Annotated in this window: 17 protein-coding genes; 10 read left to right on the forward strand and 7 right to left on the reverse strand. The window is 63.9% G+C overall.

Annotated elements, in window-relative coordinates; all coding sequences use genetic code 11:
• Positions 1-5: 5 nt before the first annotated feature.
• Complete coding sequence (pgm, locus tag D8M21_RS08795) at positions 6-1,640, forward strand: phosphoglucomutase (alpha-D-glucose-1,6-bisphosphate-dependent) (RefSeq protein WP_048681497.1); 1,635 nt, start codon at positions 6-8, stop codon at positions 1,638-1,640.
• On the opposite strand, the gene D8M21_RS08800 is transcribed toward pgm, so the two are convergent.
• Positions 1,637-3,340 (reverse strand): ATP-binding protein, encoded by a 1,704-nt coding sequence (locus D8M21_RS08800; RefSeq protein WP_048681499.1) that lies wholly within the window; start codon positions 3,338-3,340, stop codon positions 1,637-1,639. The two genes, pgm and D8M21_RS08800, sit on opposite strands and share 4 nt — an antisense overlap.
• Positions 3,341-3,561: 221 nt before the next feature.
• Between D8M21_RS08800 and D8M21_RS08805 the strand changes: the two genes are divergently transcribed.
• The 7 genes from D8M21_RS08805 (at position 3,562) to D8M21_RS08835 (ending at position 12,146) form a co-directional block, all read left to right on the forward strand.
• On the forward strand, positions 3,562-5,037 hold the full coding sequence (locus D8M21_RS08805; protein ID WP_048681502.1) for a peptide MFS transporter: 1,476 nt from the start codon (positions 3,562-3,564) through the stop codon (positions 5,035-5,037).
• Between the two features lie 259 nt (positions 5,038-5,296).
• Complete coding sequence (locus tag D8M21_RS08810) at positions 5,297-5,833, forward strand: DUF4242 domain-containing protein (RefSeq protein ID WP_048681505.1); 537 nt, start codon at positions 5,297-5,299, stop codon at positions 5,831-5,833.
• A 990-nt stretch (positions 5,834-6,823) separates the two neighbouring features.
• Complete coding sequence (locus D8M21_RS08815; protein WP_238651236.1) at positions 6,824-7,909, forward strand: acyl-CoA dehydrogenase family protein; 1,086 nt, start codon at positions 6,824-6,826, stop codon at positions 7,907-7,909.
• 6 nt (positions 7,910-7,915) lie between these two features.
• Positions 7,916-8,665, forward strand: a complete 750-nt coding sequence (locus D8M21_RS08820; RefSeq protein WP_126855816.1) for an ABC transporter ATP-binding protein — start codon at positions 7,916-7,918, stop codon at positions 8,663-8,665.
• Positions 8,662-9,858: an ABC transporter substrate-binding protein gene (locus D8M21_RS08825; protein ID WP_048681511.1), complete on the forward strand. Its 1,197-nt coding sequence runs from the start codon at positions 8,662-8,664 to the stop codon at positions 9,856-9,858. Before D8M21_RS08820 ends, D8M21_RS08825 begins: the two co-directional genes overlap by 4 nt.
• Entirely contained in the window at positions 9,855-10,703 is an 849-nt protein-coding gene (locus tag D8M21_RS08830; protein ID WP_238651238.1) for an ABC transporter permease, read from the forward strand. Before D8M21_RS08825 ends, D8M21_RS08830 begins: the two co-directional genes overlap by 4 nt.
• A gap of 78 nt (positions 10,704-10,781) precedes the next feature.
• Positions 10,782-12,146 (forward strand): uracil-xanthine permease family protein, encoded by a 1,365-nt coding sequence (locus D8M21_RS08835; RefSeq protein ID WP_048681513.1) that lies wholly within the window; start codon positions 10,782-10,784, stop codon positions 12,144-12,146.
• Here D8M21_RS08835 and D8M21_RS08840 read toward each other — a convergent pair.
• Genes D8M21_RS08840 through D8M21_RS08855 form a run of 4 tightly spaced genes read right to left on the reverse strand, consistent with a single transcriptional unit; the run spans position 12,143 to position 15,239 of the window.
• Positions 12,143-12,967 (reverse strand): glycerophosphodiester phosphodiesterase family protein, encoded by an 825-nt coding sequence (locus tag D8M21_RS08840; protein WP_048681516.1) that lies wholly within the window; start codon positions 12,965-12,967, stop codon positions 12,143-12,145. The genes D8M21_RS08835 and D8M21_RS08840 overlap by 4 nt on opposite strands.
• Positions 12,960-13,763, reverse strand: coding sequence for an HAD family hydrolase (locus tag D8M21_RS08845; protein ID WP_048681519.1), 804 nt, complete (start codon positions 13,761-13,763; stop codon positions 12,960-12,962). Before D8M21_RS08845 ends, D8M21_RS08840 begins: the two co-directional genes overlap by 8 nt.
• Entirely contained in the window at positions 13,760-14,287 is a 528-nt protein-coding gene (locus tag D8M21_RS08850) for a YbhB/YbcL family Raf kinase inhibitor-like protein (RefSeq protein WP_048681521.1), read from the reverse strand. Before D8M21_RS08850 ends, D8M21_RS08845 begins: the two co-directional genes overlap by 4 nt.
• Positions 14,274-15,239, reverse strand: coding sequence for a carbohydrate kinase family protein (locus tag D8M21_RS08855; RefSeq protein WP_048681523.1), 966 nt, complete (start codon positions 15,237-15,239; stop codon positions 14,274-14,276). Before D8M21_RS08855 ends, D8M21_RS08850 begins: the two co-directional genes overlap by 14 nt.
• Before the next feature lie 251 nt (positions 15,240-15,490).
• Here D8M21_RS08855 and D8M21_RS08860 point away from each other — a divergent pair, with 251 nt between their 5' ends.
• The gene (locus D8M21_RS08860; protein WP_274542925.1) at positions 15,491-16,933 is read left to right on the forward strand and encodes a glyceraldehyde-3-phosphate dehydrogenase; all 1,443 of its coding nucleotides are present in this window, start codon (positions 15,491-15,493) and stop codon (positions 16,931-16,933) included.
• A gap of 101 nt (positions 16,934-17,034) precedes the next feature.
• Here the strand turns inward: D8M21_RS08860 and D8M21_RS08865 are convergent, their stop codons facing one another.
• On the reverse strand, positions 17,035-18,348 hold the full coding sequence (locus D8M21_RS08865) for a M18 family aminopeptidase (protein WP_048681529.1): 1,314 nt from the start codon (positions 18,346-18,348) through the stop codon (positions 17,035-17,037).
• Positions 18,345-19,508, reverse strand: coding sequence for a CPBP family intramembrane glutamic endopeptidase (locus tag D8M21_RS08870; protein WP_161800283.1), 1,164 nt, complete (start codon positions 19,506-19,508; stop codon positions 18,345-18,347). Before D8M21_RS08870 ends, D8M21_RS08865 begins: the two co-directional genes overlap by 4 nt.
• 218 nt (positions 19,509-19,726) lie before the next feature.
• On the opposite strand from D8M21_RS08870, the gene D8M21_RS11375 reads away from it, so the two are divergent.
• Positions 19,727-20,917 (forward strand): hypothetical protein, encoded by a 1,191-nt coding sequence (locus D8M21_RS11375; protein ID WP_048681533.1) that lies wholly within the window; start codon positions 19,727-19,729, stop codon positions 20,915-20,917.
• The last annotated feature ends 47 nt before the right edge of the window (positions 20,918-20,964 follow it).

Raw genomic sequence — 20,964 nt, forward strand, 5'->3', positions numbered from 1 at the left:
GACGTATGGAAAGCCGTGCCGGAACCCCCGCCCAGACTGAAGACCTCGTCGACCTGGATGCCCTGATCGATGCCTACTATTCCGTGGCACCCGACCCGGAAAACCCCGATCAGCGTGTCGTGTTCGGGACCTCGGGGCACCGAGGGAGTTCACTCAAGGGATCCTTCAACGAGGCCCACATTGCCGCGGTGACGCAGGCGATCGTCGAGTATCGCGCCAACCAAGGGTATACGGGTCCGATCTACATGGGTCGGGATACCCACGCACTCTCTGGGCCCGCACAAGACACCGCGCTCGAGGTGCTCGCCGGCAATCACGTGCCCGTACTCCTGGATTCCAATGCCGGATACGTGCCAACCCCCGCGCTCTCGCACGCGATCCTCAAGCACAACGCCCAGCCCGATGCCCCGCGTGCAGACGGCATCGTCATCACCCCGAGCCACAACCCGCCCTCCGACGGCGGCTTCAAATACAATCCACCTCACGGCGGCCCGGCCGATTCCGACGCGACCACCTGGATCGCCAACCGCGCCAATGAGCTCCTGTCCGACCGTCTCCGCGGGGTGCGGCGCGTGGACCTCGCCCAAGCCAAGACGGCGGACACCACGGGGCTCTTCGACTACATGGCGTCCTACGTATCCGAATTACCCGAGATCATCGATCTGGACGCGATTCGCAATTCCGGGCTACGCATCGGCGCCGATCCCATGGGGTCCGCCTCCGTCGAATACTGGATCACCATTTCCGAGCGTTTCGGCCTGAACATGAACGTGGTCAACCCGGAAGTCGACCCTCAGTGGGGCTTCATGACCCTCGATTGGGACGAGAAAATCCGCATGGATTGCTCCTCCCCGAACGCGATGGCTTCCCTCATTTCCAACCGTTCGAGCTACGACATTGCCACTGGCAACGACGCCGACTCCGACCGGCACGGCATCGTCACCCCCGACGCGGGTCTGATGAATCCAAACCACTTCCTCGCCGTGGCCATCGACTACCTCTACCGGAATCGTTCCGGATGGAACCCCGAGACCGGAATCGGCAAGACCTTGGTGTCCTCCTCGATCATCGACAAGGTTGCGGATTCGCTGGGCCGTCGGCTCGTGGAGGTGCCGGTCGGCTTCAAATACTTCGTCCCCGGTTTGTTGGATGGCTCCCTGGGCTTCGGTGGAGAAGAATCAGCGGGCGCCTCGTTCCTCCGAAAGAACGGCTCGGTGTGGACCACCGATAAGGACGGCATCATCCTCGCGCTGCTGGCCTCGGAAATCACGGCCGTCACGGGCAAGACGCCGTCCCAGCGGTACGCCGAGCTGACCGAGGAATTCGGCGCCCCCAGCTACGCCCGGATCGACGCACCGGCCAACCGGGAGCAAAAGGCACAGCTCAAGAAGCTCTCACCGTCCGACGTCACGGCCACAGAACTCGCGGGCGACCCCATCACGGCGACGCTCACTGAGGCCCCCGGCAACGGCGAACCCATCGGAGGGCTCAAGGTGGTCACGGACAACGCCTGGTTTGCGGCTCGCCCTTCGGGTACGGAAGACGTCTACAAGATCTACGCCGAATCCTTCCGCGGGGACGAGCACCTCGCGCAGGTTCAGGACCAGGCGAAAACCCTCGTGGACGGCGTCTTAGGCTAGAACGCGGCGCTGCGACGGGCGGCCCGCACCTTGGCGGGGTCAGCCAAGACATAGGCGCGGCGGTGGCTGCGCGGCGGAGCGGTCGGTTTCACGTGTCCGGCGTCGATCATTTTGCGGAGCAACCGATTCGCCGCCGACTGCGACAGGCACAAGGCATCTTGGACCCGATGGCTCGTAACCGGTCCGGACCATCGACTCATGAGCTCGAGCAATTCGTGCTCATGCGCGTAGTCCCCCGGGTCCACCGGTGTTGCCTCTCGCGCTCGGGCTCCGCTGCCCCTCGGTCGGAGGCGACGTCGAGCGGCCGGCCTGACCGTCTGGACCGACCGCTCGTCGTCATACCCGCCCTCCACGGAAACCAACGCCCCACGTACCTCATGTGCGAGGACCGGGGCCACCGCAGGCTCACGTTCCTCCACGCCGGACCACGCTGGCTCCCGACGCCGCGACCGTACCGGCGCGTGGCGCAGAATGACGGTCACGGAGGTGGGTGTCACCCGGAATTCCGGGGCGGCCTTACCCGCTTGTTCCATGGCGAAGGCCATGCGCGCGATGCCGGACCCACGGTTTTCGCACACCGATGATCCCGTTCGAGGCATCTCGACTTCTTCCAAGAGCTTGGCCAGCGCGGCATTACGGGACGACGAGGTGAAAACGCGGCCCAATTCTTCGACCCGCACGCCGCCGTAGAGACCACCGGGGTTCCGAATTTCGAGCCGGTCCGAGTACATCTCCATCTGCACTTGTATCCCCCGGGCGTACGAGCTGTAGTCCCGATGCATGAGGGCGTTGGTGATGGCTTCCCGGACCGCGACGTCAGGATAGTCGTACACATCGGTCCGCCCTTCGCCGGTGATAATCGCGGCACGATTCGAATTCCGGCGTACGGCCTCCACGGAGGCGGTGATCAGGGCCGGAATGGGCCCATTGAAGGACTGATTATCCGTGAACGCGACGCCGCCCGCATCCACCTCGCCGAGGGACGTTCCCGGCACGGCCACGAAGGTCACGTTGAGCTGCGGGAAGAATTCCTGCGGATAGACACCCAGCGCAAGCAAACCGGCCAACGTGGGACGAGCCCTCTTGGTGGCTTCGGTGGTGACGTTCAGCCTTTTCAGGGCGATCCGCGGCTCAACCCCAGCAAAGGCCGACGGCGTGCGCGCCCGAGCCTTGTCCAAGAGGGTTTCCACGGCCTGATGATTCAAGGTCTCTTGGTTACCGTTTTCCACGGGTTCGCGGTCGTACCCGGGCTGGACGCGATTATCGCGCAGTTGCGAGACTTCATACTCCGAGAGTTTGTGGTCTCCTTCGCCGATCCGAATGTACGAACCCCCATAGGCGCCCTTACTGCCGACGAAGCACGGCTTGTCGAAGTAGGGCATTTCCTCGACGTCGGCCCGCACCACCCGACCTCCCTCGAACTCCTCCACCGAAAGTTCCACGGCCGGATGAGGAGTGAGCTTGGCACGCACCGCATTGGAGACGGCGTCGTGAACCCGCTGAGCATCGAAGCCCTTGACGGGGCGAAAAGTTTGGTCCGTGAGGCCGAATAAAATCGTGCCACCCGAACCGTTGGCGAAGGCGCTCATGGTCTCCAGAGCGGACTTGGGGAACCCGTGCAGACCGGACTTCACCTCAACCTCGGTAGACTCGGATCCCGCGGCTCTTAGTTCCTTGACGAGCTGTTTGGTGCTCTTCATAGTCATGATGCTAGTCACATAGTCCCTCATCGTCACCCAAATTTTTGGTGACTATGAGGCAACGATCAGGCGGTATTTCACGGCACGAGAGTAAAGGTCATTTCAGATTTAACTGTTGTGACCAGCTGACCGGCAGGTCATCCGATTATGCGTCGGATCACATATTGGAGCTAGAGTTGCCAACGGCATAATTCTCAACTATTCATGAACGGTGCAATCCGATGTCCAGTCACATCGCTGAAGGCACGGAGGTTGACCCTCGGAATCCGAGCGGCAAGACCTTCTTCGGCCATCCGCGCATGCTCGCCAATCTCTTCTCCGTCGAGATGTGGGAGCGCTTCTCCTTCTACGGGATGCAAGGCATCCTCGTGTACTACCTTTACTATTCGGCCGCCGACGGAGGCCTGGGTTTTGACCAGGCCGCAGCGACCGGAATCATCGGCGCCTACGGCGGCATGGTCTACCTCATGGCCATCGTGGGCGGGTATCTCGGCGACCGAGTCTTCGGCCCCGAAAAGACCTTGTTCTACTCCGCCATCGCCATCATGTTTGGCCATTTGGCACTGTCCGCGATTCCGAACTTCGCCGGTGTGATCATCGGCCTGGTGCTGATCGCCGTCGGCTCGGGATGCCTGAAGACCAACGCGTCGGTCCTCGTCGCCTCGCTTTACGACACCAAAGACATGCGCCGCGAGGCCGGCTTCACGGTGTTCTACATGGGCGTCAATATCGGCGCACTCTTCGGTCCGCTGCTGACCAACTTCGGCTGGGGAGCCCTCGGCTTCCACTTCGGCTTCCTTCTCGCGGCGATCGGCATGGCCTTTGGTCTGCTCCAGTATTGGATGACCCGCAAGAATCTGCCCGAATCGGTGCACTATGTGAACAACCCGGCCAGCACTCGGCAAAAGTCGCTGTTCGTGGGCGCCGTCGTCGTGATCGTGGCCCTGGTGCTGATCCTGAGCGCCGTCGGCCTCATTACCCCGGACAACATTTCCAACTGGGTCATCGGTGTCACCTTGATCGGCGCGATCATCTTGTGCGTCATTTTGGTCCGCAGCAAGCAGACCACCGCTGACGAGCACTCCCGCGTTTTGGCGTTCATCCCGCTGTGGATCGGCAACGCCGTCTTCTGGGCCCTCTACCAGCAGCAGTTCACGGTGATGGCCGTCTATTCGGATTCGCGCCTTGATTGGCACCTCTTCGGCATGGAGTTCAAGCCGGGGCTGTTCCAGTCGATCAACCCGGTGTTCATCATTCTTTTGGGAACCGTCTTCGCGACCCTGTGGACCAAGCTGGGCAACCGGCAGCCCTCCACGGTGACCAAGTTTGCGCTGGGTATGGTCGGCGTAGGCATCGCCTTCCTGATCTTCCTGCTACCCGCCGGGCATCACATCGTGAGCCTCTGGTGGTTGGTGCTGATCCTGTTCGTGTGCACGATTTCCGAGCTCACGCTGTCCCCCACGGGAACGTCAGCCACCACGCGGTTCTCGCCGGAGGCCCACAAGTCGCAGATGATGGCGTGGTACTGGACCTCCGTCGCCATGGGCACGGCGCTGTCCGGCTTCCTCGCCAAGTACTACTCGGAGCCCAATGAGGTTCCGTACTTCGCGACCATGGGTCTGATCAGCGTGATCGCGGGCATCATCTTGTGGCTCTTCCGCAAGCCGATTCTCACGATGATGCGCGGACTGCGGTAACCCTCACGGGCAAGGTCGCCGAGGCACCTTTCCGGAGAGCGAACGGGCGGGACTCCACACGGGGTCCCGCCCGTTCGTCGTCTCTGGCGCGACATTGCGGAGAAAAGCCTCGCCGAGGGTTCTGTGACGGGCCGAGGCAACATTGAGTTATGTGTCGCGAGGCTTGGAATGCTTTCCGGCGCGGTCCTAGGTTGAACAGCAGAACGAGCCGGAGGACCGCTTGAACCACCATGCGGCCTCCCCAACCGAAAGGATCCACATGTCACTGTTCCTCCTGGAAATCGCCCCGCAACAACCCTCCAAGGATGAGGCCGGCCAGATCATCGAGCGGGTCTCGGGTGCCCTGGGTGCCGACGACGTCGCCGCCGAATTCATCGAATCTCAGGTCACCGCGGACCACGCACAGGTCTTCGTGATCGTCGAGGCCGATTCGGCTGAGGCCATCACCCCCGCTGTGGAGTCGGCCGTCGCCGAGCGCGCAAAGGTGACCGGCCCCGACCCCGTGCGCTTGGTCGGCGCCGAGCTTGAGGACATCAAGAAGCTCAAGAAGAACGCCGATTACCTCGTGGAGTGGGACATCCCCGCTGAGATCACGATGGATCAGTACCTCGCCCGCAAGAAGGCCAATTCGCCCAAGTACGCCGAGGTCCCGGAGGTTTCGTTCCTCCGCACCTACGTGCGTGAAGACACCGTCAAGTGCCTGTGCTTCTACGACGCACCGGACGAAGACGCCGTGACCCGCGCCCGCGCAGCGGTCTCGACGCCGATCGACCGCCTGCACAAGCTGGACGCGTAACGCCCTCATTGTCTGGGGCGCGTGCTCGATCGGTCTTCTCGAATCGGCGGGTGTGAGCGTTTCGGGTTCCGGCGCTTCGCTGTGTCCTGGATTTTCGGGGTTGGCTTCAGTGTTTGCGCTGGTCGGTGAAGATCGGTGGAGGTAGCGCTACGGTTGCCGGGTGTCTGCGCACGGGCCGACGTCGGCGTTTCAGGGGTGCAGACGGTTTCGCTTGGGACGTGTGGCGTTCGGGGTGGCGTGGCGCGTGACGCACGGTTTGGACCGGTGCGTGACGCGCGGTGCGCAGACGGCGTCTCCCCCAGCCCCCTTCGTGGCGGTTGCCCAACTGGGCCGTCACCCGATTCCGCGGTGGTTGCCTCGCCCGGCGGTGGCGACCAGATCCGGTGGCGGTGACCCGTTCCGGTGCCGGTTGCCTCGCGCGGTGGTGGCGGCCCCATCCTGTGGCGGTTGCCTCGCTCGGCGGTGGCGGTTACCCGGTTCGGTGGCGGTTACCCGATTCGGAGGGGCCCACCGCTATTAGGTGACGGTTAAAGCACCACCTAATAGCGGTAGGCGCCACCCGAGGCGGGAAACCACCACCGAACGACGTCGCCCAGCCGCCCGCCAAACGCGGGTAAACGCCACATAACCCGGGAAACCGCCACCTGAGAGCCGCTTCCCGCCAACGAACAACGCGGGTAAACACCACATCACCAGGGAAACCCCACCAGATAGCCGCTTCCCGCCAACCAGACCGAGGACGACCAGCAACCCCCGACGGGCAACCGCCCCCTGATAGGCGCTTCCCACCACCGACCAGCGAGACAAAACGCCACGCCAATCTGGAAACCGCCACCTGATAGGCGCTTCCCGCCACCGACCAGCCCCGGCAAACGCCCACCAGCCGGGTAACCCCCACTAAAGAGCCCCTTCCCGCCGCCCAACCAACCGGCCAACCACCACCCAACGGGCCCCACAACCACACCCCGGGCCATCGCTAGGAGCCACACCATGACCGCCACGCCGAGCATCCAGTCCCGAACCTCTTCCGAAACCGCGGAGTCACACAGCAAGGTCCCCGCGCTGGTCGAATACCCCGAACGCGCAACCGTGCTGAATTTGGCCGCGGAACAGGCCGCGAGCGTGGACGCCGACGAGGCCTCCCCGTTCGAGACCCTGCGGCGTTTGGGAGAACTCGGCCTGCTGACGAAGGGACGTCACGGCTCACTGCTCCCGCAGGCTGCCGTGATCTATGACCTGGCGACCGAATGCATGTCCACGGCCTTCTCCCTCTGGGCGCATCGGTCCACCATCACGTTTTTCGACGCCGTCGGCCGTTCCTTGCCGGATGGCCTGGCTGACGGATCGGTGAGCGGAAGCACGGCGATGGCTGCGGCGTTCAAGGACGCGGCCGGCGTCGGGAACATCGCGGTCACGGCCGAACCTACGGAGGACGGCTACGTTCTCAACGGCGTGATCCCCTGGGCATCGAATCTGTACCCGCACGGCGTCGCGGTATTGCCCGTGGTCACCGCCGAAGGCCACAAGCTGATCGTGACCGTTCGGACGGAGGCCGCGGGTTTCGACGTCAAACCCATGAAAAATCTCTTGGCCTTGGACGCCACCGCCTCGGGATTCACCAAGGTCACCGATGTTCACGTTCCTTCCGAGGACGTGCTCTCCGACGACGTTCCCGGCTTCCTCGCCTCGGTCAGTGCGCCATTCTTGCTGATGCAGGCGTCGTTTTGCCTCGGCTTGAGCGCGGCCGCCCTCACCAGCGCCCAGGAATACCGGGACTCCAGCAACGGCGTCTTCCGCGAGGACTTCGACCGCCGCGAACAAGAATTCCGCGAGTTGTCGGAGGAGGTCATACGCCTCGCCGAGGATCCTGCGGCCGCGGGTCGGCTCGAGGTCCTAAAGGCTCGGCTGAACGCCGCCCACCTCGCGCAGGCTGCGGCCCACCTGGAACTCACGGTCGTGGGAGGTCGCGGATACGTCGCCACCTCGGCCACGGCCCGGCGATTCCGCGAAGCGAGCTTCCTTCCGGTGCAGTCGCCCACGGAGGGCCACCTGCGGAGCGAAATTCGCAGAGGGTAGGTCGACGTGGCACAGCTGAGCGTCGCCAAGGCGCGTAAAACCTACCCCGGAGCGCAAGAAGCAGCCCTGGACGACGTCGACCTCACCGTTGAAGACGGCGAGTCCTACGTCATCCTGGGCCCATCCGGCTCCGGCAAGTCCACCCTGTTACGTTCCATCGCCGGCCTCGAAAACCTCGATTCCGGCGAGGTCCGTTTAGACGGATCCCCCTTAGCCGAGTCGTCCGAGCGGCTCGCGATGGTGTTTCAAGACGCCGCCCTCTACCCGTGGCTGACCGTCTCGCAAAACATCGCACTGTCTGGGCGCTTCTCCAAGAATCGAGACCGCCTCAGCGATACCACGGTCGATGATTTGCTCGGCACGCTCGGGTTGCGACACCTCAAGGACGCGTATCCTGAGCAACTCTCCGGCGGCCAGGCCCAACGCGTCGCCGTGGGGCGGGCCTTGGCGCTGACGCCGGACGTCCTCCTCCTGGACGAGCCCCTCTCCGCCCTGGACCCCGCGACGCGCGAAGACCTCCAGGGCTGGTTGCGGGATCTGATGCGCCGTCTGTCATTGACGTGCATCACGGTGACTCACGACGTCGACGAAGCCACCGCCCTGGCCGACCGCGTGGGATTTTTCGACGGTCCCGGAGGCTTCTCCCAGGAGTGGTCCGTGAACCGGGACCAGGCTTCACCGGAGGCTGACCCCGGAGCCTTGACGGCGTCTATCCGCGGTTACTACCGCCAAGCCCGCGGTGACTACTCGATATGACACGTCCCTCCTCAAGTCGACCTTCGGGCGGGGTATCCGGGTTCTCCGCGAATCGCCGCACCGTGTTGGGAGCCGGCGCAGGCCTGGCGGTGGCCGCCTCGGGGACGTGGGCGGCCGGCGTCGGGCTGGGATCCACCAGCGCGACGTCCTCACAGATTCGCATCGGCTACCTCCCCATCACCGACGCCGCCCCATTGCTTGTGGGCCACGCCCGCGGCCTGTTTGCCGAACACGGTGCCGACGTGCAGAAACCCACGCTGTTTCGCTCGTGGTCCTCGCTTTCTGAGGCCTTCATCAGCGGTGAGATCGACGCGATGCACCTTCTCATGCCCATGGCCCTCCACCTGAAATACGGGCTGGGCGCCGACGCCCGAATCACCGCCTGGAACCACATCAACGGCTCCGCACTGACCGTTTCCCCGACCATCGACGACGTCGGGGATCTCGCCGGAGCCACGGTCGCGATTCCCGCGTGGTGGTCCGTGCACAACGTCGTCCTCCAAAAATTGCTCCGGAGTGAAGGACTCACCCCGGTCATTCGAACGTCTCCTTCGGCGTCGGCGGGCGAGGTTCAGCTCGTGGTCATGGCTCCCTCGGACATGATTCCGGCCCTGGCCAACGGGGTGATCGGAGGGTTCGTGGTCGCCGACCCGTTCAACGCGGCGGCTTTTGTTCAACACATCGGCAAAACCCTCCGTTACCTAGGTGATGTGTGGAAAGACCACGCCTGCTGCGTCACGGTGCTCCGCGGATCGCTCGTGGACGACGACGCCGACACGGCTCAATCATTCATGGACGGCCTCGTCGCGGCGCAATCGTGGACCCGTGAGAACCGGGCCGAGGCCGCGAAAATCCTCAGCGACTCCTACCTGCCCCAGCCGCTGCCCGCGATTCGTCGGGCCCTCACGGACCACGCCGCCGACTTTCCGGGCGCGGTTCACCACCCGGGGTGGGGCGGGCAGCTCATCGACTTTGCGCCGTACCCGTACGAGAGTTTCACCGCCGAATTACTGACCGCGATGCGCGAAACGGTGGTCGACGCCCCGAGCGACTTCCTCTCGGGGCTTGAACCCGCCCAGGCCCAGCGCGACCTCATCGATACGCGCCTCGTCTCCCGATCCATCGAGAAGGTTGGCGGCATGGGCACCTTCGGCGCGTCGTCCACGCAGAGAACCGAGGAGATCGAGCCGTGACCCACCCCAGTGATCCGCAGGCGCCCGAGCGCACGACGTCGGCTCCACCCCGCGAGGCCATCGCTCCCCGTACGGCACTTCGCCGGCGGGCCTCCGCGAACAATCCGTGGCTCACCGGGGCCGTGGGTGTGATGATCGCGGTCCTCTTGTGGTGGATCTTCACGCACGCCGCGGGCGCACACAACACGCTGTTGGCGGCCCTCGAGCCGGAACGCATGCCCGGTGCGTTTGCTTCCCTCTTCGGGCGCGGCGTCATCCTCCCGGACATCGGCGTGTCCCTCCTCCGTTTGGTCTTGGGACTTGGCCTTGGCATCGTCTTGGGAGTTCCCCTGGGTATTGCGGTGGGCTCGTTGCCGCGCTTCGCCGGTGCGTCCTCGCCCGTCATCCAATTCTTGCGGATGGTCTCGCCCCTCTCGTGGGCGCCCATCGCCGTCGCATTATTTGGCGTGGGGCACGCGCCGGTGATTTTCCTGGTGGGAATCGCCGCGATCTGGCCCGTGGTCATCAACACCGCCGCCGGGGTTCGCGCCGTCGACCAGCATCACGTGGACGTGGCTCGGGTCCTGGGAGCCACCGGCTTCGAGGTCCTCCGGCACGTCGTCCTCCCCAGCGCGAGGGCGCACATGCTGACCGGAATCCGCACGGCATTGGGAATTGCCTGGGTCATCATCGTTCCGGCCGAGATGCTCGGCGTCACGTCCGGGCTGGGCTACGAGATTCTCAATGCGCGGGATCGCTTGGCATATGACGAGATGCTCGCGGTGATTCTGGTGATCGGCCTCTTGGGCATCGTCCTGGATGCCCTCGCCCAACGACTACTCCGCGAGCGCAAGACCCGAGGGTAGACTGGCTGAGGCCCAGAGGACGAAAGCCGTCCGGCCGCGGGCCGATTCGTCGTCAGTCATCACCCTTCAGGAGTCTGCGTGAGCTCTGCACCTCAGCCCCCGTCGTCGGAAAAGTCCCGGAAGGCAAGCTTCGGTTGGTCCCTTCACGGTGACGGCAAGACGGTCGCGCCAGGGAACGTCGTCGGCCCGCTCGAACGGTTGTCGTGGGGCCGCACCATCAGCATCGGTGCGCAGCACGTCGTCGCGATGTTTGGGGCCACGTTCTTGGTGCCGCTCATTACGGGGTTCCCGCCGGCGACGACGTTGTTTTTCTCCGGCATCGGGACCATTCTCTTCCTGCTGCTGACGGCTGGGAGGGTTCCCTCCTACCTCGGCTCCTCCTTTGCGTTCATCGCCCCCATTGGCGCTGCGATGAACCAGTATGGCCCCGGTGGCGCCCTCGGCGGGATCGTGATGTCTGGGCTGGCCCTCTTCGTGATCGGTGTGATCGTCCAGGTGGCTGGCACGGCGTGGCTCCAGAAGCTCATGCCGCCTCTGGTCACGGGGTCGATCGTCGCGCTGATCGGTTTCAACCTGGCGCCGTCGGCCAAGGATAATTTCATGAAGGCACCGATTACGGCGCTCGTGACCTTGGGCTCGATCGTTCTGATTTCCGTGCTTTTCCGCGGGATTATTGGCCGACTGTCGATTCTTCTCGGCGTCATCATCGGGTATGTCACGGCGGTGATTCGGGGTGAGGTTGATTTCAGCGCGATCCATGAGGCCTGGAAAAACGAGGGGCTTTTCGGCCTGCCACAGTTCCATGCCCCGGAATTTCATCTTGCTCTGGCCGGCCTTTTCGTTCCCGTGGTGCTCGTGCTGGTCGCCGAAAACATCGGGCATGTGAAGTCCGTGGCGCTGATGACCGGTGACAACCTCGACCACTACGCCGGCCGCGCCATCATGGCGGACGGTCTGGCGACCACGATCGCCGGCAGCGGCGGTGGGTCCGGCACCACGACGTACGCCGAAAACATCGGCGTCATGGCGGCGACCAAGGTTTATTCCACGGCGGCGTATTGGGTCGCGGCGATCGTCGCGCTGTTGCTCTCGGTCTTGCCCGTCTTCGGCGCCGCGGTAGCCACCGTTCCCGCGGGCGTGCTCGGAGGCGCCGCGACCGTGCTGTACGGCATGATCGGCATGTTGGGTGTACGTATCTGGGTCCAGAACCGCGTGGACTTCTCGAATCAGGTCAATCTCACGACGGCGGCCGCGGCCCTGATCGTCGGCATCGCGGATTACACCTGGGATATCGCCGGCCTGCAGTTCGCCGGTATTGCCCTGGGCACGGGGGCCACGCTGGTCGTGTACCACCTCATGGCCTTCATCGCGCGGCGACGTCGCTCCGTGGGGTCGGACCCGTTGGAACCGGACGCCACCGAGCATCCTTCTCCGCTGGGCTAGTCCGCTGCGCCCGGGCCGAGCGTCGCCTGCGCTACGTCCGCCCGGTTGGTGACGATGCCGTCGACCCCGAGCTGCGCGAGCCTCATCATGTCGCGCGGGTCGTCGATGGTCCACACATCGACGCGCAGGCCGCACCGATGCGCGGCCGCCAGGAAGCGCGGGGTCACCACGCGCACCGTCAGCGGCCCCACCCGTTGCGTTTCGGGCACCTGCATCGCCCCGAATTCGGCCACCCACGGACGGATGACCCGGGAGATGACCGTCCACACGGCCGAACATGCCCGCAGTGGAATACACGCGCTCACGAGTTTGAAGGCCGCGATGCCGCCATATCCGGCGCTCGACGCGACGCCGCGCGGCAACTTACGCAACACTCGGCGTCGTCGCGATTCCGAGAACGAGGTCACGAGCACCCGGCCCGCGGCCCCAGAGGCCTCAATGGCCTGGGGCAGGGCCCCGACCGAGCCTTCGTCCTTGACGTCGATATTGAAGTAAGCGTCCGGAACGGCCGCGAGAGCTTCTTCCACGGTGGGGATTCTCTCCCCATGCACCAACCGCACACCGGAGATCTCCGCCGCGGTCATCTCGCCGACGACGCCGTCCACGCCCGCGACGCGCGAAAGGTCCGGGTCATGAATCGTCAGCGCCACACCGTCCGCGGTCGCGTTCACGTCGGTTTCGATCCATGCCACCCCAGCCTCCCGGGCGGCTCGAAACGCCGAGAGGCAGTTTTCGTCGCCGTCGCCCGCCAGCCCGCGATGGGCCAAAATGCGCACGGGCTCTACCCGAGTATGTTTCGGAGACTCGGATCGATCAGCCATGGCTCAAGATCTCCTCGATCACTTGGGCGACGCCGTCGTCCTCGAAACCGGGGCAGGTGCGGCCCACCTCTTCGATGACGCCCGGCCACCCAGAAGCCATCGCGTACCCATGGCCAGCCCACTGAAGCATCGACGTGTCGTTCGGCATGTCCCCGAAGGCCAGCACATCCTCCGCTGCGATCCCCTCGAGATCACACCACCGGGCCAACGTTCTCCCCTTGGACAGTCCGGGCTGCCCCACTTCAGCTAGGGGCAAATCGGCGACGGCGTGGGTCACGGAAACCGCATCCTCACCCAAACTCCGCACTTCCTCGTAGAGGTGTCGCGGCTCGAGAGAGTCATCCCGGACCAGGAATTTGATGACCTGGTCGCCCGGGGACAGCGCCTGATTCAGCGGCCCGAAGGTACGGCGCTCGACTTCTCGAAGGTTGGTCTCGGGCCACCCCTCTTCGGAAAAGATTCCGTCCAAGGTTTCGACCGAATAGGACGCGTGAGGAAGGCGCTCCGCGAGACGGTTTCGCAACGCGAGGATTACCTCGGCGTCGACCGTCTCGGCCTCGAGAACTTCTTCACGGGCGACGTCGTAAACCACCGCGCCGTTAGAACATATAGCTATCGAGTCATACTCCATTTGCTCGCGGACCGGCTCGATCCACCGGTGCGGTCTGCCCGTGACGTACACGATCTGCAGGCCGGCGGATCGAGCCGCCCGGAGCGCACGGATCGTCCGATCGCGGAACCTGAAATCGGGACCGAGAACGGTGCCGTCCAGGTCCGTGGCGATCAGTTTGATCACTCGGCGACCTCGTATGTTCCGGTCAGGAACGCCCGACCAATTCCGTGGAAGAACAGATTGAAGTTCACGACGGCGGGGGAGGCGCTTTCGTCGAGGTCGAGCTTTTCGGTGTCCACCGCGGTGACGCAGAAGATGTAACGGTGTGCGCCGTGCCCTGGGGGCGGAGCGGCCCCGGTGAACTCGCGGTTTCCTCCGTCGTTGAGGTGCTTAATGGCGCCCTCCACCTCCTGGGAGGCCCAATCCGTGGGAAGCTCCGTGACCGAGGCCGGGATATTGGAAACACACAAGTGCCAGAACCCGGAAGGGGTCGGCGCGTCGGGGTCGAAGCAGGTCACCACGTAGCTCTTGGTGCCCTCCGGGGCCCCCGACCAGGCCAGCTGCGGGGCGCGGTCTTGGCCGCCCTCAATCCCCATCGCGGCGGATGCCTGCTCGAGGGCGAGCGGCTGACCTTCGGTCACGTCCGTGGAGGTCAGGGTAAATTCCGGCAGATCCGGCAAGTCGGCGTAAGGTTCACGATTCAGCATGGTGGTTCTCCTTGTCTCGTTGTTCAAAAGCGTCCAATTCCTCCCGGGTCGGCGAATCCGCCCCGTCCCGGGAAACCGTGATAGCGGCCGCAGCCGCGGCACGCGTCAGAATCTCACGGAGTTGCTCCGTGCCCAGCTCGGAGAGCTTCTCGCCGGCCTGCGCGCCAGATATTCCGCGATCCACCAACGCCGAGAGCAGGGCCGCCATCAGGGAATCTCCGGCCCCCACCGTATCGGCGACCGTCACCTTCGGCGGCGACACCCGGACACCCTGCGGCCCCGTGCCGCGGGTCAACGCCCACGGTCCTAGCTGTCCGCGGGTGATCACCATGAGTCCGACCCCGCGGTCCAGCCACGCGCGAGCCGACTCTTCGACGGTGCGATGCGGATAGAGCCAGAGGAGATCCTCGTCTGAAGCCTTGACGACGTCGGCAAGATCCACCACGGACTCTGCCCACGCGCGGGCCTGACCCGCGTCGGGAATGATCGCCGGGCGGCAATTGGGATCGTAAGAAATGAGGGCGTGGTGGGCGGCGTCCCGGGTGGCCTCCACGACGGTCGTGGCTCCCGGCTCGAGCATCGCACCGATCGAACCAACGTGCAGGAGGTCAGTTTCCCGCAGTAATTCCGGCAATTGGTCCCGAGCGGACTCGAGGTTCCAGTCCAGATCGAAGCGGTAGGAAGCGCCACCCTCGGCATCGAGCGTGGATTCCGCGACGGAGGTGGGTGCATCGTCCGGGCCGACCGGCCGTTCGACGCCGGATTCACGGAGGTGCTCGTCGATCACCTCGCCGTGTTCGTCCCTGCCATAACGGCCAATAAACCGAGTGGCATGCCCCAAGCGGGAGAGGCCCACGGCGACGTTGAGGGGGCTACCACCCGGGTGGGTCCGAGGTGCCGCCCCTTCACGGTTCACGATGTCTACGAGGGCTTCGCCCATGACGGTCAACATGACTTCAGTCTATCGATCCTCGGTTCGGAGGAAACAGACGGGCTCGAGAAGCTCCTCGCAACCCGCCCTATGAGCACTCCGACATGGCGTGATGTGTCCAGTGCCACGTTGTTTTCCGGGTCAGATTCCCACAATTCGCAACGTGACCATCGAGACATCCTTTACGCTGGGAGGTGCTCAGTACGCAAGGAAGCGTCCAACGGACATGCCCGGGTCAGCGAAGCCTCGGGCGAGAAAGTGAAGGTCGAACCGTGGCCCATCCCGTCACCCCTACCGAATGGTCCCGTCGCGAAGAACTGGCCGAAGCCATGATTCCGCTCATCGGACGTCTGCATCGCGAAAACCGCGTCGTCGTGAATATCCACGGCCGCAGCCTGATCAACCAGTCGGTGACCGACATCATTAAGGCCCACCGTTGGGCCCGGCAGATCGACACCGTTGAGCTCAGCCTGGAAGAGACGTTCCCGATCGTCGAGGCCCTCAGCTCGTTGAACCTCGGCCCGGCCTCCGTGGATTTGGCTCGCCTCAATAAGTTGCACAAGGCTCAGGGCGCCGACGGCGACCTGACCGGTTGGCTCCGGGAGCAGCTCGCCGAGGTGGTCGATCAGAAAGGCTCCTCCGAGCATCCCAGCAAGGACATCGTGCTGTACGGCTTCGGCCGCATCGGCCGCCTCCTGAGCAGGATTCTCATCGAACGCGGCGTCGACTCCGGATTGAATCTGCGCGCCGTCGTGGTCCGCAAAAATGGCGAGAACGACCTCTACAAGCGAGCCTCGTTGCTCCGTCGCGACTCGGTACACGGCGCATTCCAGGGAACCATCCAGGTAGACCCGGACACCAACATCGTCACCGCCAACGGCGTTCCGATTCAGTTCATCTACTCCTCGGATCCTTCGACGGTCGACTACACCGAATACGGCATCGAAAACGCGCTGGTCATCGACAACACCGGCCGCTGGCGCGACGAGGAAGGGCTCTCGCAGCACCTGAAGTCCAAGGGCGTGTCCAAGGTTCTGCTGACCGCCCCCGGCAAGGGACAACTCAAGAACATCGTGTGCGGTGTCAACGACGGCATCATCTCCGACGACGACCAAATTCTCTCCGCGGCGTCCTGCACCACCAACGCGATCACCCCGGTGCTCAAGGTGCTCGACGACGAATACGGCGTCAACCACGGACACGTCGAGACGGTTCACTCGTTCACCAACGACCAGAACCTCATCGACAACTTCCACAAGGGCGACCGGCGTGGACGTTCGGCGGCACTGAATATGGTGCTCACCGAGACGGGTGCGGCCAAGGCCGTAGCCAAGGCCCTCCCCCATCTGGAGGGCAAGCTCACGGGCAACGCCATCCGCGTTCCTACCCCGGACGTCTCCATGGCGATTCTGAACCTCCAACTCGAGAAAGCTCCGGAGTCCAAGGAGACGCTGAACGCCTACCTCCGTGACATGTCCCTGAACTCGACCCTGCGGAAGCAGATCGACTACACCGATTCTCACGAGGTCGTTTCCACGGACTTTGTGGGCTCCCGTCGAGCCGGAATCGTCGATGGCCTGGCCACGATTGTCACCGGTCATTCCGTCGTCGTGTACGTGTGGTACGACAACGAATTCGGGTACTCCTGCCAGGTGATCCGGGTGGTCGAGGAAATGGCCGGCGTGCACCCCGCCAGCTTCCCGCGCGAGGCCTAAACGAGGCTCTCCGGAGCACCGGAAACACCAAAACGGCCCGGGGCCGGCATCCATGACGATGCCGGCCCCGGGCCTCTTCATACCCTCACGGCGGCGAGGCCTTAGTCGAGGCGGTAAAAGCCGTCCAGCGCCTTCGCCAGGTTCAGCGCATCGCCGACGTGGCACATTTCCCGAGCGGAATGCATCGAGAGCAGACCGAGGCCGACGTCGATGGTCCGGATGCCGAGTCGCGTGGAGGTAATGGGGCCGATCGTCGAGCCACACGGAACGTCGTTATTGGACACGAATTCTTGATAGCTCGCACCGCCCTCTTCGCAAGCCTGCGCCCAGATTGCTGCCCCGACGGCGTCGGTGGCATACCGCTGATTGGCGTTGATTTTCAGCAACGGACCGGCACCCGGCCGCGGCTGATTTACCGGGTCGTGGTGGGAGGGGTAGTTCGGGTGAACCAGGTGACCGGCGTCCGAGGAGAGGCAGACCGAATCCGCGAGCGCCCGTCGGTAGTCTTCTGAGGTGCCGCCACGGGCCGCGGAGATCCTCGTCAAAACATCTTCCAAGATGGGCCCCGCCGCACCGGAGCGCGACGAGGATCCGATCTCCTCGTGGTCGAAGGCCGCGAGCACGAGCGTCCGGCTGCCGTGCACGTCGCCCTGGGCGGCTCGAATCAGCGCCTCGACGCCCGCGTGAACGGAGGAGAGATTGTCCAGACGGCCCGAGGCCAAGAACTCTTCGGAGGCACCAAAGAGCCGGGGACGTTGAGAGTCGACCAGCACGACGTCGTACCCGAGAATTGCTTCCGCCGTGGCAGGCCGATCGGCCTGAGAGGCAAGGAATTCCAGCACGTCCCCAGGCTCTTCACCGGCACCCCAAATGGGCTGGACATGCTGCTGGCGGTCCAGCTTGAGACCCTCGTTGACCGAGCGATCGAGGTGGATCGCGAGCTGGGGAATGCGGGCGACCGGGCCGGTACTCACCAGCCGCTCCCCCACGGTACCGTCCTCCTCGCGGACGGTCAGCCGTCCTGCAAAGCGCAGCTCGCGGTCTAGCCATGAGTTCAGGAGAGCCCCGCCGTAGACCTCCACCCCGGCCTGATGCCACCCGAAGCGGTCCACCGAGGAACGTGGCTTGAGCTTGAAGGAGGGCGAATCGGTATGTGCGCCCACGATCTTGTAACCGCCCTCGGCACTCGCACCGTCCGGGGCGAACCACGCGATGAGCGCGCCATCGCGAAGGATATACCGCCCGCCGGGTGTCGAGGAGAAAGGCTCCGCCTCGGATTGCTCCACGAAACCGGCCCCATCTAGACGACGAGCAGCCTCACGAGCGGCATGAAAAGACGACGGGGACGCTTCGACAAACGCTCCGAGGTCTTCGGCGTAACGACGCGCTTCGTTGAGCGACGCGGACGGGGTCATGACTTCCTCCAAGTGATGGTGTGGTGCTGATCGGTGACCGGTTCGAGGCCCGCGTTATGCAGGGCCCAACCCGGCCAGGATTGGGCGGCCACAACGGCCGGACGGCGCGTTTCGACTTGTTGACGGCGTGCCATCCACAGCACGACGACGGCGTAGAGACCATCGATGATCACCGTCATCACGGCTTCCGAGGGGCCGATGTCGGTGGCGCCAAAGGGGTCCGCCATTCCGAAAACACCCAAGAGAATGGTGGTGAGATTGTTGCTGACGTGCAGTCCTATCGAGGCCTCCAGGCCACCGGTGGCGATGCACAGGAATCCGGCGATAATCGCTAGGATACCCACGCTGATGAGCCCCCACAGGTCGTAACCGTGGCTCAGCACGAAGAGCGGCACCGGCAAGAGCACGGCCCAGGCAGGGTGTTTGAGCCACCGGCCGATGGACTGCAAGAGAAATCCGCGAAAAGCCAGCTCCTCACCCACGCACTGGATGGGCACCAGGATGATCGAGATGATGAGAAGCCACACGGTCACGGAGCCGTGGAGCGTGGGGGACGGCATGCCGCCGCCCAGGAGGACCCCCACCAACTGGGCGAGGATGAAAATCACCAGTCCGGCGATGAAACAGCGCATCAGCCATCCCCATCGCATCCGACCGGTGACCGAAAAGATCAATCCGAGAGGCCGGGGGCCCATGAAGAACCTGGCCAGGAGCACGCACGGCACCATGATCGCGATACTCAAGAACATCAGGCCGAAGATCGAGGGATGATCCAACATGGAATCGGGGTATCCGTTGGGACCCACGGTGAGTCTCGGACCCCCGGTGATCGCCGGTGCGGCAAACATGAGAACCGTAATCAGCACGGCCAGCACCATGTAGAGCGGACCGGAAATGCAGAATTCGACGAGAGGCTTCCACCACCGATGGGTGGGGTCCGAACGCCATAGTCGGTGGTAGGGAATATCCTCGATGGGCACGGGATTCAGCGGAGGTGCTCCGGCCTCTTTATAGGCTCGGGCCGCCTCCAGGCTCGCACGATCCGCTGCCTGCGGATGGCCTTCATCGGCAGGCTCCGAAATCCCCCAAGTAGGGCGCGGGGAGCCTTGAGAGGCTTGAGGCGGATCGGGGGTGCTCGGTCTGCCGGCGTCATTTTCCATGGTCATCAGTCTAGGCGGCCCCTGAGGAGGCTCTCCACGAGCGGCTCTGGACGGTGGAGGAGACACCTCATCAGGTGGAGTCCACGGAGAACCTCCGGATTCTGACACGACGAAGTCCCACGATGAATTCATCATCTCTTAGTGCCAGGTGGGAATTTTGGAAGAGTTTTCTGTCATAATGGCAATTATTAGCCACATCACTCGACCAAGGAACCCACATGGCTCTCCGATTTAACCCACCACCGAATTGGCCGAAGCCACCCGAAGGATGGCAGCCCGATGCCGGTTGGCGTCCGGATCCGCAATGGGGCCCGGCGCCGCAAGGTTGGCCTTTTTGGGTCGATGAGCGCGGGAACCCGGTTCCCTCGGCCCGACCGGAAGACCCCTCCGCCATCCCGGAGGAACCGACGCCGGAACCTGCGGCGACGCAACACTATCCTCAGCAATCGTGGGATTCCCAGCAGAACAGCCAGAACGGTTCGTCAGCTCCGAACCCTTATGCCGCTCAGGGTGGGCAAAACACCGCGTGGAATCACGACAACACGTGGAACCAGCCCCCGAAAAAGAAGAATTTCTTCGCATCCCCCGGTGGAATTCTGTCGATCATCGGCGCCATCCTGGTGGTGCTCGTCGTCTTGTTGGTCTTGGCCCTGACGGGCGTCATCGGCGGACACCGGAATGACTCCGAAGCGACCTCCCAGGTTTCCTCGAATTCCGAGGCCGCCGACTCCAGCGGGAAGGCGACATCGTCCGGCGACGGATCCGCGAGCCATTCCGCCCAGGCTTCCGCCACCGGTGCGGGTCCCAGCGGCACCAAACCCCAGCAGAAGAACATTCCCGCGAACGACAGCAAGCCGATCGTGGAGTACTCCGGAAGCGGAGAGCAGTCGGTCAAGACCGACAAACTCGAAGACGGCAAGGTCTACTACCTCGAGTACTGGTACCAGGGCGATTCAAACTTTTCGATCTGGGGCTTGGATGACAAGAATGAGCACGCTGGCCTCTACGCCAATGACATCGATTCGTCCGTAGGGTCCAACTGGCTGGATCTTGACGGCCTCTTTGGCAATCCGAAGGGCTTCGACGTCGAAACCGAAGGCCAATGGGAGATCAAGGTCTACGATGCCAACGCGGTCCAGTCCAAGGGCGATCGGGATCTGAAGACCAACGGTTCTGTGGCCTTTGCCTACCAAGGGCCCAAGAAGACGGGCGAATTGACCAACCTCAGCAAGGAGAACATCAGAATCACGGCCTACGATCTCAAGGGCGATCTGGTCTTCCAAGAGCATCTGGATCAGGGCAAGAAGGCGACCCTCGATTTTCCGGATTCGTCCAAGGATGACCAAACGGTTCTGGTCCAAGTGAAGACGGCGTACAACGACTCGGACTGGAAAATCACCTACAAATAACCCGCGGTCCGCACCGCGTCTGCCTCACGAGCCGAGCGTTTCGGGAT

The sequence above is a fragment of the Kocuria sp. HSID16901 genome (genome assembly GCF_003989425.1).
In the GTDB taxonomy this organism is placed as follows: domain Bacteria; phylum Actinomycetota; class Actinomycetes; order Actinomycetales; family Micrococcaceae; genus Rothia; species Rothia massiliensis.